The 11,346-nt window shown below is 52.7% G+C and carries 14 protein-coding genes; all 14 read right to left on the bottom strand.

Going from position 1 to position 11,346, the window contains the following annotated elements:
* The 14 genes from ACJHX4_RS19785 to ACJHX4_RS19720 are packed head-to-tail and all read right to left on the bottom strand — an operon-like array spanning position 1 to position 11,169.
* Positions 1 to 921, bottom strand: coding sequence for a baseplate J/gp47 family protein (locus ACJHX4_RS19785; protein WP_000633314.1), 921 nt, complete (start codon positions 919 to 921; stop codon positions 1 to 3).
* Positions 918 to 1,259 carry a GPW/gp25 family protein gene (locus ACJHX4_RS19780; protein ID WP_000901289.1) on the bottom strand — a complete coding sequence of 114 codons (342 nt, stop codon included), beginning with the start codon at positions 1,257 to 1,259 and terminating at the stop codon, positions 918 to 920. The genes ACJHX4_RS19785 and ACJHX4_RS19780 overlap by 4 nt, the downstream gene beginning before the upstream one ends.
* Positions 1,260 to 1,261: 2 nt before the next feature.
* Entirely contained in the window at positions 1,262 to 2,164 is a 903-nt protein-coding gene (locus tag ACJHX4_RS19775; RefSeq protein ID WP_000079174.1) for a phage baseplate assembly protein V, read from the bottom strand.
* Positions 2,145 to 2,681, bottom strand: a complete 537-nt coding sequence (locus tag ACJHX4_RS19770) for a hypothetical protein (RefSeq protein ID WP_000015612.1) — start codon at positions 2,679 to 2,681, stop codon at positions 2,145 to 2,147. Before ACJHX4_RS19770 ends, ACJHX4_RS19775 begins: the two co-directional genes overlap by 20 nt.
* Positions 2,678 to 3,358 carry a hypothetical protein gene (locus ACJHX4_RS19765; RefSeq protein ID WP_000774516.1) on the bottom strand — a complete coding sequence of 227 codons (681 nt, stop codon included), beginning with the start codon at positions 3,356 to 3,358 and terminating at the stop codon, positions 2,678 to 2,680. Before ACJHX4_RS19765 ends, ACJHX4_RS19770 begins: the two co-directional genes overlap by 4 nt.
* Positions 3,359 to 3,389: 31 nt before the next feature.
* Positions 3,390 to 3,770 (bottom strand): hypothetical protein, encoded by a 381-nt coding sequence (locus tag ACJHX4_RS19760; RefSeq protein ID WP_001531773.1) that lies wholly within the window; start codon positions 3,768 to 3,770, stop codon positions 3,390 to 3,392.
* Positions 3,767 to 4,186: a DNA-packaging protein FI gene (gene gpFI, locus ACJHX4_RS19755; RefSeq protein ID WP_000105179.1), complete on the bottom strand. Its 420-nt coding sequence runs from the start codon at positions 4,184 to 4,186 to the stop codon at positions 3,767 to 3,769. Before gpFI ends, ACJHX4_RS19760 begins: the two co-directional genes overlap by 4 nt.
* 34 nt (positions 4,187 to 4,220) lie before the next feature.
* The gene (locus tag ACJHX4_RS19750) at positions 4,221 to 5,255 is read right to left on the bottom strand and encodes a major capsid protein (RefSeq protein ID WP_001283997.1); all 1,035 of its coding nucleotides are present in this window, start codon (positions 5,253 to 5,255) and stop codon (positions 4,221 to 4,223) included.
* 58 nt (positions 5,256 to 5,313) lie between these two features.
* Complete coding sequence (locus ACJHX4_RS19745) at positions 5,314 to 5,643, bottom strand: head decoration protein (protein WP_000206292.1); 330 nt, start codon at positions 5,641 to 5,643, stop codon at positions 5,314 to 5,316.
* Positions 5,643 to 6,950 carry a S49 family peptidase gene (locus ACJHX4_RS19740; protein ID WP_332279032.1) on the bottom strand — a complete coding sequence of 436 codons (1,308 nt, stop codon included), beginning with the start codon at positions 6,948 to 6,950 and terminating at the stop codon, positions 5,643 to 5,645. Before ACJHX4_RS19740 ends, ACJHX4_RS19745 begins: the two co-directional genes overlap by 1 nt.
* The gene (locus ACJHX4_RS19735) at positions 6,950 to 8,524 is read right to left on the bottom strand and encodes a phage portal protein (protein WP_000126513.1); all 1,575 of its coding nucleotides are present in this window, start codon (positions 8,522 to 8,524) and stop codon (positions 6,950 to 6,952) included. The genes ACJHX4_RS19740 and ACJHX4_RS19735 overlap by 1 nt, the downstream gene beginning before the upstream one ends.
* Positions 8,521 to 8,754 carry a gpW family head-tail joining protein gene (gene gpW / locus ACJHX4_RS19730; RefSeq protein ID WP_000203897.1) on the bottom strand — a complete coding sequence of 78 codons (234 nt, stop codon included), beginning with the start codon at positions 8,752 to 8,754 and terminating at the stop codon, positions 8,521 to 8,523. Before gpW ends, ACJHX4_RS19735 begins: the two co-directional genes overlap by 4 nt.
* Positions 8,754 to 10,616: a phage terminase large subunit family protein gene (locus ACJHX4_RS19725; protein ID WP_000148195.1), complete on the bottom strand. Its 1,863-nt coding sequence runs from the start codon at positions 10,614 to 10,616 to the stop codon at positions 8,754 to 8,756. Before ACJHX4_RS19725 ends, gpW begins: the two co-directional genes overlap by 1 nt.
* Positions 10,603 to 11,169 (bottom strand): hypothetical protein, encoded by a 567-nt coding sequence (locus tag ACJHX4_RS19720; protein WP_000168117.1) that lies wholly within the window; start codon positions 11,167 to 11,169, stop codon positions 10,603 to 10,605. Before ACJHX4_RS19720 ends, ACJHX4_RS19725 begins: the two co-directional genes overlap by 14 nt.
* Between the last annotated feature and the right edge of the window lie 177 nt (positions 11,170 to 11,346).

Below are 11,346 nucleotides of genomic sequence, written 5' to 3'. Positions count from 1 at the left end.
CTACCCCATTTGCACGCTGAGTTTGATTTCTGTGCAGTACGGAGCCTGCCCGACGCCAGCGATCACATCCTCTGTTGGCGATATCAGAATCACACGTTCAGTGCCGTCACGATGTATCGCGTCGTAAATTCCTGACAGAGCTGCCGTCGCTCCGATTTTATGTTGCGTATCCACATATATCGCCAAATCGCTCTGAGCACCGTTAAGCAAAACGTTCTGGTCGGGTCCGAGCCCGGCTACGATAACGGCCTCAACCCGGTAATTCAGGTTCGACGCAGGTTTTACAGTCACGAAATCAGTCAGCGGTCGAGTATCGTCAGGAGACAGGGCCGCATTCACTGTATTCAGTAGTGATTGAGGCGGAGTGCCGTCGCCGGTTCGCGACAAGACATACATATCGACGTATCCAGGCTGGGTCACCGGCGGGCCGTACGCCTGAGCTGACAGAACGTCGGGATCACTCGACAGCGCGAAATAGTTATAGGCGTTCGTACTGCCGGCAGTATTCCGCGCATACCATGATAGCTGTATTCGGTGTCGATACTCGTCGTCACTCTCGTAAACAGCCTCAGTCGGGGGAATTACATCGGGATTAGCTGGCGTTATCAACAGCCGCAGGCAGTCAAAATTAGCGCCAATCTGGTCGAGGTCACTCCCCTTTGCAAACGCGAGCAATACAGCGAGCATCCCCTGATTTACCCGAGCTGTAATAATGATTTCTCTGTATGCAACTATTTCCAGCAGTTTAACGGCCGGGTCTGACTCCAGGAGTGCGTTAAATTGTGGATATAATATCTGCAGCTCTGACAGTAGATTAGATTTAACATCTGAAAATAACGGGGTTTTAACGAATGCTGGCGGCGGCAGCAGACTCATATCAATAGTTTTCACTATCGAATTCTGAACTGTTGATGTTATCAAAATATCAGCTCCATATTATTAAACTCTAATCGCTGTTGTGTTTCGATATCTGTTGCGATAATTAATATTGTTATTTTCCCGATATCCACTGCTAACACATTTATTCTGTCAATTCTGACGCGTGGTTCCCATCGTGCTATTGCGCCAGCGCTTTCCATGATTATTCGCATAGCAAGCGACGGATCTGTGGGATTATCAACAAGATCAAATAATTTGCTGCCATATTCCGGCAGCATTACACGCGTCCCCAGCGGGGTCGTTAAAATATCAACGATAGACTGACGAATGTGATCAGTCCCCGATAAAAGTTTACCGGTGTTACGGTCCATTCCAAGCATCTTTACGCCATTGGTTGGTTCGGTTGTTGAGTTTCCCCGTCCGGACATATATGAGTGTGTCCGTTATACGTTGTGCGGACTTCAGTTATTGTGCCTTGTCGGTCCTGCACCTCTTGCCCTGCTAACACACTACCGCGAGTTGTGATATTACCTGTTCCACCGTTATCTCCAGTGACAGAAATATCGTTACGGAATGTCGCTAATTTATCTACTACTAATGTCTCGGTAATATGCGTTGGACCAGCTAGTGTTATACCACCCGGAGCCCACGCGCTGATTGTTTGAGCTGTCAGCGATATTCTGTTCGCAGCAGTAACACTAACAGAACTCGTTGCTATAACGTTCACTAAATCAGCATGTGCGTTAATTGTATCTGTCGCTGTGACATTAATAATATCAGCGTCTGCGTTAATTAATTTCCCACCATGGATATTAACTACATTTTCGCTATTAATAGTAACATCTGCGCGTCCAAATATTTCTATTTCAGACTCACCGAGTATTTTTACCACGCCGTCCGGTACGCCCTGCCATGTCAGAGTGTGATTTTTTGTGTTATACGTCATCGTAGCCCCGTCACAGTATGCAGTGACATGATCATGGGGGTCATTGCTTGGCGGAGCTTTGTCGTCAATGTGCAGCCCGAGCATAACTACACCGTTCCGCGTATCCCCACCCTCAGAAACAACAGTAACGGGATCGCCCACTGATGGTGCGCTCCAGTCGACGCGTTCTGAGGTGGCGTGAGTAAACCACTGCAGCCAGCCTGACTGGTGTTCGCCACCAAATGAGACTCGGCAGCGTGGAGGATTCATTTTAACTGCAGCTATCGTGCCGCGTTTAACTGCGTCACGCAGCCTGCGCGCGTTCTCCGCTGCAGCATATTCATCGTCCGATTGGGCCATAATAGTCGCCCTCATGTTCTGCGCCGATATCTGGTGCTATTCCGACGTATATATTTTTCAGGGTCCCCTGTGAGGGATAATCGAAAATATCTGGACCAACGCCTACAACCTGCGTGAACGACACGCACTGAACTGAATGCGAACCGACTGACTGCCCGTTTTTAATCCAGTCGCACGGTTCCGCGTCGCTGAATTTTGCCGGTTTAGTTCCGGGACCGAACATTCGCCCATTGATCCAGCTCGTCATATAGAGCGCTGCATTCTGCGATTTCAGTCCGTACTGATCAGCTGCAAATTCACGCAGCAAATACAAATTACACGACAGCTCGACTGACTGAATTGAGCCTGGAACCGATTCGTCACTCTGTGACCAGTTGCTGATTTCCAGGAACAGAGCTGGCGTTTCAAATCCAGCCGGAATTTCCGGATAAATTCCGAATGTTTTGATGAACGGTATTTGTAAAACCGCGCCTTTAACGCGATCAAGATATTCGTCAAATGCATCCAGTCCGCTCATAATCGTTTACCTGTTTTTGGGTCTACGTGGACATTACCTTTCACGCGACCGCGCAAATCTTTCTCAAAAAAGCCCATAAAAACAGGGCCAATGTTTTCAAAAATATAATCATCGATAGCATCCTCCAGCGCGTCGTGCACAGGTACGCGAGCCTCTTCGATTCCTCCGCGATCCAGTCGAATCCAGACACTTTTCGCACCGTAGCGTTTCGCTACGAATGAATCGGGCCAACTCATCATCGCCAGCCCTGCACTTTTGGGTGTAAAAGTTGCCCCTCTAGCGCCTTTTTTGGTTTTCAAAAACAGGCCGGTCTCAAGATCGCGAGGCTGTTTTTGCCTCCGTGGATTTTGTAATCGCCCCTTTAGCTCAGATACCCGGAAATCATTCAGACCGTACCAGAGCTTGGCGCTGCTCAGGTCTCCTGCCCCTTCTTTTGTAAAATTACGGCGCTTAATGAACGGCTTGATTCGTTTATCTACGGCCTTATGATTTTTAGCTGCCAGTGCAGTCAAAATCATTCCTGCTGAAATTCGGTGCATATGTTTTGCAGTTCGGTTCAGCGCCCTGTTGTATACCATTAACATTTGATGTTGCGTCGCGCTGATTTCGACTCTGAGCTGCTCCAGCGCCGAAACATCGATATCGAACATCTGCGCGTTACTACGTAAATCGGCCACGGTTCCCCCTTAAGTGGGACCGAGGTCCCACTTAGTATTTTGAATACTCGCTGTTTTCGCTGGACGTGTGAGGCTCTAAAAAAATATTCGTGAGCCCTGTGCCATCAGGTTGAGGCTCTTTAACCACGTAATCGGTCCAGCCAGACCAGGTAACAGAGCCGTCAGGTTCGATGCTGCGCTGCTTTGGAACCTGGACGACGTCACGCGCAACAACGCCAGCGACGTCGTCCGAGAGCGCCGTCAGGCTCGTTACTGTACCGGTAATAAAACCAGCGTGAGGAACGTCAACGCGCGCGTAAGGCTCGTTGAAAATAGCGATAATGGGGTCGGTTTTACCGCGTAATTTAACGGGCCGTCCCCACTCACGGATCATCTCCTCGTCGCCGGCCCGGAGGTCATCGTAGTAGCTCATAGAGCGTAAACGTGATCAGCTGCGATAAGGTCTGCGACCTCCGGTGAATCAACAACAATTTCACGGCCTGCGGCAACAATCTCGCGAACGCGACGCCCGTTCACGTAGTGATAAACGTCCAGCGTGTTACGCAACTTGACGCGGCGCGTAGCCGGTGCGAGCTCCTGCTCTTGTGACTGTGAAACGATAGCGCTCGCGATTGATTGAGCGAGTTCATTATCGGTCCCGGACGCAGTATTCACTGTAATCTCGATGCCTCCCGCGTCACCGGATTGCTCGTTCAGAATATCGAGCTCTGACTCAGCGCCGGCAACGATTGATTCCAGTTCCGCAATAGTCCCGCTGCGCGGTAATTCGCGACCGAGCTGAGCGCTCAGATCGTCAATACGCGCCAGCAATTCTGTTTTTGTGCTCATGTTGATTCCTTAACAAAAAAGAGCCTTTCGACTCTTACGCGATTTTTACGACAACGAACGCGTCGGCGTCCGTGAGGACCATTGCTGGCGCGGATTGCGTCATTGTTTGCGTCACTGCCGGATCACCGGTAGTGGTCCAGACTTTTGGATAGCGCGTCGCTTCGGAAATACCCTCTTTCAGCGCGTCTTCGTCCTGAATTGCGCCATAAGTGCGGAGCCCGCGGTTTTTTGTGTTGCCAAGGATCATCGTGTTATCCGGCATATAACGCGTTTCAGTGTCTGTTACCGGGTCGAGGTATTGCCCTTTGTAGACAAACAGCGCAGTGTCGCCGTAGTAGCCTTTAAAGCTGACAACGTCGCCCAGGTTTTTCAGCGCGACCTCGAGCTGGCTGTTTGAGCCACGGCGCGTATCCAGTGCCGTCCAGAATTTTTTAAAACGCTTCAACTGCTTCCAGGCTTTACCATCCATGATGATCACGTTAACCGCACCGGAGGCGAGGTCCGCGTAGGATTCAATATCGTCGCTCGGGTCATACGTTTCCGCGTCCTGAGTCGACCAGGCTGTCGAACCGGACTGAGTGACGTTATTCGTCGCGCTGCGGCTCATGTCGATCTCATAGGTCTCGATATTGCTGCCGGAAACAGTGTATTTACCGTACAGAACAGCCTGTACCGCCTGGAACTCTTCGAGCTGGCTGATGCTCAGTTCCTCATCAAGCAGGTTCTGCATGATGATTTTTGCACGACGTTCGACCGGCGTTTCCGGCTGGCCAATCTGCTCACCGGCTGCGCGCTTGATGCTCATATTCGGATTGATCGTGTGCTTGGGTTTCGTGTAACCCGGTTTGAAATGGTTCGTTGAATAGCCGCGAGTGCGGTCAACTTTGCCGGTGATCATCGGCGCGCAGTACACGGCCATGTTCACTTTTCCCGGGATTTTATCCAGAAAAACCTCTTCGCTCGTAAACGTGTAGGTCTCACGGAAAAACAGCTTTAAAAACAACGGATTGAACTTAAATACCTGCTGTGTCGCGGTAATCAGTTCTGACGTAGTAAACGAATCGCTCATTTATATATCCTGTTATAAAAAAACCGCCCGGAGGCGGCTTGTTTTGAGTTTTTTGCTATCAGCCGACGCTGATCGGCGTACCCGCAAATGCTGATTTGCGTTTAGCTACGTCGGTAACCGTACCCCAGTTAATCGCCGTGTAACGGAACGAGCCTGATTTATAGTACGAGCAGTCTGCAGAACTGGAGCCAGTATTAACTGCGGTGGCAGTGAGGCCAATAGCTTTACCGACTGAGCCGTCCCAAACCTTAAACGTCCCGACAGTAGCGTCGAGCATAATCGGTGTCAGCCGGGGTACGTTGATCCCGCCCTGAAAATGACCGACGGTCGTGACAACAAGGTCAGGCCCAAGAATAAAATCGTCCGGGCTATACGTTTCTGTAGTCATTATTCATCCCCTAAAATTGAACGCCCTGCAGCAACCAGCATCGAGACGTTTGCGGTTGTTCCTGTTGCCGTAGTACTGCCAGCATCCTGAATAGTCGCTGGTGATTCAGTGCTCATTAGTGTATCGAGCGCCGTTTCTGTCCGCGCCTGCGCCGTTTTAGGTGCTGCAGCGAGGACTACCTGCGCCTGCCCGACCGTCATCCCGGGGACGCCAGCGAGCGCTTTTGCCTGCGCCTCGCGCCCAACAGCTTCGGGACAATTGATGATGGCCATCACACGCGCCAGTTCGCTTGATGCGGCGTCCGCGCGAATCTGCTCCGTGTTAAACTCAACCTGCGCGACAGTAGTCGTGGTCGTGGTTTGTTCTGTGGTCGTGGTCTCCGCCGTGGTTTCTGTACCAGACATAAAGCGCTCCATTTTTGGTTTCAGTGCGTCGGCCATCACTGCGATAGCGTCCGCGTAATTAACGAGTTGATCAGCGAGACCAGATTTAATCGCGTCCGCGCCGATAAATACTGCAGCTTCCGTGGCCAGCACCCTGGATTTTTTCAGCCCGGTATAATCCGAGACTTTTTGCGCGAACTGCTCGCGCGTGCTGTTAATACTCAGCTGGAATTCGTCGCGAACGTCGCCTGGCAGCTGGGAATACGGGTTCCCGTCAACTTTGTGCGCGCCGGCGTAAATCAGCGTCACGTCGACGCCAGCAATCTCCAGCGCTTTTTCGACGCAGCGGTGAGCCATCAGGACACCGATTGAACCAACTGTGCCTGTCTGCGTTATCAGCCGGCGCGAACACGCTGACGCCAGCAAATAGGCAGCGCTGCAGGCCGTATCGCTGGCCAGCGCCCACACAGGTTTTTGCTCTCGCGCCCGGGCGATTAAATCAGCAGTATCAAACGCGCCGGCGACTTCACCGCCAGGGGAGTCAATATCAAGCAGGACCCCTCTTACATCGGGATCAGAAATCGCCTGCTGCAGGCGTTTTGCGATTCCGTTGTAACCGCTCATCCCGCTAACTGGGTTGATATAACCCAATTTATGAACCAGCGTCCCGGTAACCGGCAGAACGGCTATACCACGCTCCACGCGATACGATTTCTGGCGTGTTCGCTCGCTGCTGTCCCACCCCATCGCGAGCGCGTTCATTTCGTCGCTGTTCATTACCTCTCCAGACGCTGTATCAATCAGTCGCCCGGTACCGAACCGGTCGCTCAGCGCCGAAAAAAATACCCGCGCGTAGGTGGGCTCCAGCAAAAGCGGTTGATTGAACGCCCTGGCGGCGAGGTGCGGAAAATTGTTCCACGGCATCAGTTACCTCCCCAGCCGTTATCGTTGGTATTTGAGGGGTGAGATACAGACCATGACGGTTCGCTCAGCCCCATTTCACGCCGGCGCTGAATTTCGTATTCCTGCTGCTCCATAACCTCCTCGTAATCCTGTCCCTGCAGCGCCAGTTCGTTCTGATACGTGCTGAGGCCAGTTGTGATGCGCATGGCGCTCTCCTGAACCTCTTTCAGCCCATCAATCGCCATGCGACCAGCGCCGATCCAGAGCGCGTTCGTCCAGGAGTTCCGCGCCTCATAAAACGACCGGACAGCTGAGCGTGGCAGGGTGATAATTCCGCGTGCCAGCGCCTCTTCAAACCAGCAGCAGAACATCAGCGACGCCTGTCGCGCGGCGATAAAACGTCGACGCCCCATGAAAAATCGCCAGCTGACGTTAGCACTGGCCCGGGCGCTGGAGTAACTGACCTGGCTGTAGTCCCGGCTAAGTTCTTCGTATGACGCGCCAACGCCAGCTGCAACGTAACGCAGGAGTGATTTTTCCAGTGAACTAAAACCAGCATCAGCATTCTGAGCGGTCTGTAAACTGAGTTTGTCGCCGGGATGCAGGTGGGGAACTTTCACACCACCGAGCTTGATATTTGCGCCGTTGTAGTACGTCACGTAACTCTGAATAAACGAATTCAGCGGGTTCGAGTCGATATCAGTACCCGCGCCGGCGATATATTCAAACGCCTGCTGGCTGTCGAGCTCTGATTCGATTGTCGCGGCATACATCGCCTTCACAATGGCGCTCTGCAGTTGTGTTTGCTGCAGTGTGTCGAGCATTTTCAGGCGCTCCATGACGCTGTAAAAAATATTGTCCCCGCGGGTCTGTCCGTCCTCGAGCGGCTCGAATATGTGGATGAATGCGTGTCTGCCGCTGCTGAGCTGTGCTGGGATACGCCGGCATTTACCGACTCCGCCGAGAGGGTAAGTATCCTCGGCTATCCAGTACCCGACCGCGGCCCCGTTTTTATCGATATCAACACCGGCGCGGCGAAATTGAGTGTCAGCTGCGTAACCCGGATTTCGAATCCGTTTCGGTGAGACCATTTTGAATCGCGTCCGAAAAACGCTGCCGGCACTACTCTCCCAGACTGGTTGTACGCAGGTTTCACCGTTGAAAGCGTGAGTAGCCACGCCCTCGCGGATCATCATTGTGAACGTCCGTTTCCGCTCGATATCAATCGTGCAGTGAGGGTCCTCGGCGTATTCAGTCCACGCTACCTCGACGTCACGCGCCAGCGCCCTGGCGTCCTCGCGAGATATGCCGAGGTAACGCCAGTTAGGGCGATAACTCAACTTAAACAGATTGCCGACGATATGATCCTGGTGCAGCTGCACGGCGTTCGACGCGACGCCGTTATTGCGAACGAGATCGTCTGCTCGCGCGTTACCGCGATAAAAATTCGGCAACAGTGCTGCGTCGGCGCTCTGCTGTGGTGCGTTCCAGTCAATCAGCTGGCCACCGAAACCGGGACCGCCGCCGTTATACCCCGCGTAACGGCGTAGTGGCGTTTTACCGTCAGGCCCGAGCAGCTGCTGCGGAGCAGTCATAATCGAACTCCCACGGGCCGACGGCGTCCCGTACTCAGACCGAGCTGTGATTTCAGCTCGATAATGTACGTTCGGAGCTGCTCAATACTCGCCTGCGAGTATTGATAGCTCCGGTTATTTCCTGCTGAATCGCCGTGAGACAGCGACACGGTCGATTTACCCGTTAATAATTTGTGCAGAGCGATTTCCGCTTCCAGCAGTCGTTCTGTTAAAACCTCGCGCGACGTCATTAGCTCCCTCCGAGCATTCTGGCCATCTCCTCGAGAGACAGTTTGTTTTGTGATTTTTTCCGTTGCTCAGCGAGCGTCTCGAGATTGAGCTGGAAACGAATTTTACTGATACGCAGCGCTGCCAGTCCGTACACCCAGCAGTCGAGCGCCTCATTTCGCCGGCCCTGGTTGTCCCAACGATAAACGACGCGACCGTTAATGAGTTTCGGGATCAGAACCTCGGAGACGAGCTGTTTTGCCTCTGTCGTGCTGAATATTTCGTCGTCGTTGGGAAAATGAATCGCACCTGGTGTCGCCGATTTGGAGTCGGGTTCCAGCTGCAGGCGCATTGCGAGCAGGTCTTTCGCTGTATCTGTCCCAATCAACGACAAATACACTTTATTCGCGTTACGGGTACGAGGCATATTTACGACCGGCTGGCCGTATGAGCTCGCGCCCTTGATTGGAATGACCCACAGCGGACCGAGTTTCAGCGAGCGGTTATAAACGACCTGCGCATCTATACCACCGGTATCCCACGCCCAGCGACTGACGCCGATTGTGGTCCCGTCGCTGCGCCGGTATTGTTTGCGAATCACTCCGTCGACGCGCTGCAGCGTGTCCTCCTCGTCGTAGCGACCGAGGACGATTGTTTTATCAATCAGCCAGCACTCCTCCTCGGCTCCCCAGCCCCACACATAACACTCGTAGCGCCCGGACGTCTGAGAGTCGATGCCGCCGGTTATATAAACAACACCGTCAGGAACCTGGCTGGCGTATTTTTCCCGGCGATTAACCAGAATATCGTGCTCCAGCTGCTCGCTGGCCACGTCGCTCCAGAGTTCGCCGAGCGTCGTGTTATGAAACGTCTTTTCCTTGAGCGGGTCGCCTTTCGCTTTCAGCCACTCGCTGACAATCTCGCCCCATCCATCGAGGTTTAGTGAATACAGGGCGTTTATCACGATCGCAGCGTGTTTCGGCGCGCGAACGACGCCACCGTCATGATCAAAAAAATGAATGCCGTCTCGGGTCCAGGTGCAGTCCTCGGCTATCCAGCGCCCCCCGAACTCCATTTTTTCGAGATCGCGATAGTAAAAATGTTCCGGGCAGTGGCAGCACTGGTAATACGCGGACGACGATTTCGCCTCATTGGTCTGCAGGCTGTTATCCCATTTGAGGCCGTATTCGATACCGTCGAAACCAAATACCAGGACCTGCTCCTCGCCACAATGCGGACATGTCAGGTAAAAACGAAACGTCAGATCGGCAGCGTCTTCGAGCATTTCGATATGACTTTTGCCGGTAACGGTCGGCGTCGAACCAAAAATCGCCTTCGGGTACGCTGCCCCTTTAATTCGAACGAGCGCCAGTTCGATGGGCGAGCCCTCGCCTTTGCCTTTTTTGGCAACTTCCAGCGGCCAGCCGTCAACTTCGTCACCCTCGACAACCTGTTTCGTTAGTCGCCGGAAATTTCCTGGTGCACTCGCGCCGCGAAAATCAAGAATCGCGCCGCTCATTTCTTTACGCTGGAGATTGTTACGCTCGTTGCTTTTATCCCAGTCGGGGAAAATTTTCTGAATCACTGGCATTTCGGCGATAGCGGGGTCAACCTCGTCGGCGACAAATCCATCCGATTCGTCATCGATAGGCTGATAGACCACGGCACTACGTTTTTTGTGCTCAGCGAAATAGAGCAGCGCCGCGACGAGTATTTTTGTATAACCGAGACGAGCTGATTTGCGAACAGACACGATTTTTATCGCGTCGTTCGTCATCATATTGAGCATCACTACCTGGACCGGCTGAGTCGTCCAGTGCCCAGCGATGTGGCTGGAGCCCTCAGGGAGATAAAAATATTTATCAGCCCACTCAACACCCGTCATCGGTATCGTCACGCGCAAGGGATTCAACCCTGTCGAGATCGCGTTCGATATCGCTGACATCGTAATCGCTGAAGTCGATTCGTATGTCTGACAACTCATTTAAGGCTATCGCCAGCTCCTCTCGTAATACACTGCTCGCCTCTTGCGGCATCTCCGGCCAGACCTTTTTCAGGCGTGGTGGCCACGACTCGACGCGGGTACGTAATTCAACGGCGACGCGAGATACAGCGACGCTAATTAATTCAATTGGCGCGTAGCGTTTAGCGAGAATGCGGCGTTTTACTCGTGCCATCAGGATTCGCTCCTGTCGTTCCTCATTTTTCAGCCACTGCTCGCGATTTTTTTCGGGAGAATTGTCCCCCGCTTCCGGTTCGTCATTACTAGTTGTGTCGCGTCTATTGCTCCGGAGATAACGAATATAAAAATGGCGCCATGCGTCTAGCTCCCAATCACCACGTCCTTGTGGGACTGGTGCTCCCGGAAGTTTTGCGAGATCGCGCAGACGACGATCAGATAGCAGTAAATGTGCTGCAACCTCAGCCTGACTTGCCATTAAAAATCCTCACCGGAACCGGAAATACCCAAAATGAAAAAATACTAAAAACGAGCGAGTTTTTGCGCGTCTACCGACCCTCGGTGTTTTGGATTTCGGAAAGGACCCGCGACCAGGGGGCTATCTCCCTTTCAGGACAGGAATTAGGGGCTCGCATCAGGTTCATCAAACTCAACT

It is taken from the genome of Escherichia sp. WS2035 (genome assembly GCF_046487065.1).
GTDB classification, from domain to species: Bacteria; Pseudomonadota; Gammaproteobacteria; order Enterobacterales; family Enterobacteriaceae; genus Escherichia; species Escherichia coli.
The sequence above is the reverse complement of the archived record's forward strand: the minus strand, read 5'-3'. Positions and strand labels throughout refer to the sequence as shown.

Excerpts from the sequence above, each read along its gene's own strand:
- ACJHX4_RS19750 (WP_001283997.1), bottom strand. The coding sequence starts at position 5,255 with ATGAGCGATTCGTTTACTACGTCAGAACTGATTACCGCGACACAGCAG.
- ACJHX4_RS19760 (WP_001531773.1), bottom strand. The coding sequence starts at position 3,770 with ATGAGCTACTACGATGACCTCCGGGCCGGCGACGAGGAGATGATCCGT.
- ACJHX4_RS19720 (WP_000168117.1), bottom strand. The coding sequence starts at position 11,169 with ATGGCAAGTCAGGCTGAGGTTGCAGCACATTTACTGCTATCTGATCGT.
- ACJHX4_RS19740 (WP_332279032.1), bottom strand. The coding sequence starts at position 6,950 with ATGCCGTGGAACAATTTTCCGCACCTCGCCGCCAGGGCGTTCAATCAA.
- ACJHX4_RS19725 (WP_000148195.1), bottom strand. The coding sequence starts at position 10,616 with ATGACGGGTGTTGAGTGGGCTGATAAATATTTTTATCTCCCTGAGGGC.
- gpFI (WP_000105179.1), bottom strand. The coding sequence starts at position 4,186 with ATGAGCACAAAAACAGAATTGCTGGCGCGTATTGACGATCTGAGCGCT.
- ACJHX4_RS19770 (WP_000015612.1), bottom strand. The coding sequence starts at position 2,681 with ATGAGCGGACTGGATGCATTTGACGAATATCTTGATCGCGTTAAAGGC.
- ACJHX4_RS19775 (WP_000079174.1), bottom strand. The coding sequence starts at position 2,164 with ATGGCCCAATCGGACGATGAATATGCTGCAGCGGAGAACGCGCGCAGG.
- ACJHX4_RS19745 (WP_000206292.1), bottom strand. The coding sequence starts at position 5,643 with ATGACTACAGAAACGTATAGCCCGGACGATTTTATTCTTGGGCCTGAC.
- ACJHX4_RS19735 (WP_000126513.1), bottom strand. The coding sequence starts at position 8,524 with ATGACTGCTCCGCAGCAGCTGCTCGGGCCTGACGGTAAAACGCCACTA.
- ACJHX4_RS19780 (WP_000901289.1), bottom strand. The coding sequence starts at position 1,259 with ATGCTTGGAATGGACCGTAACACCGGTAAACTTTTATCGGGGACTGAT.
- gpW (WP_000203897.1), bottom strand. The coding sequence starts at position 8,754 with ATGACGTCGCGCGAGGTTTTAACAGAACGACTGCTGGAAGCGGAAATC.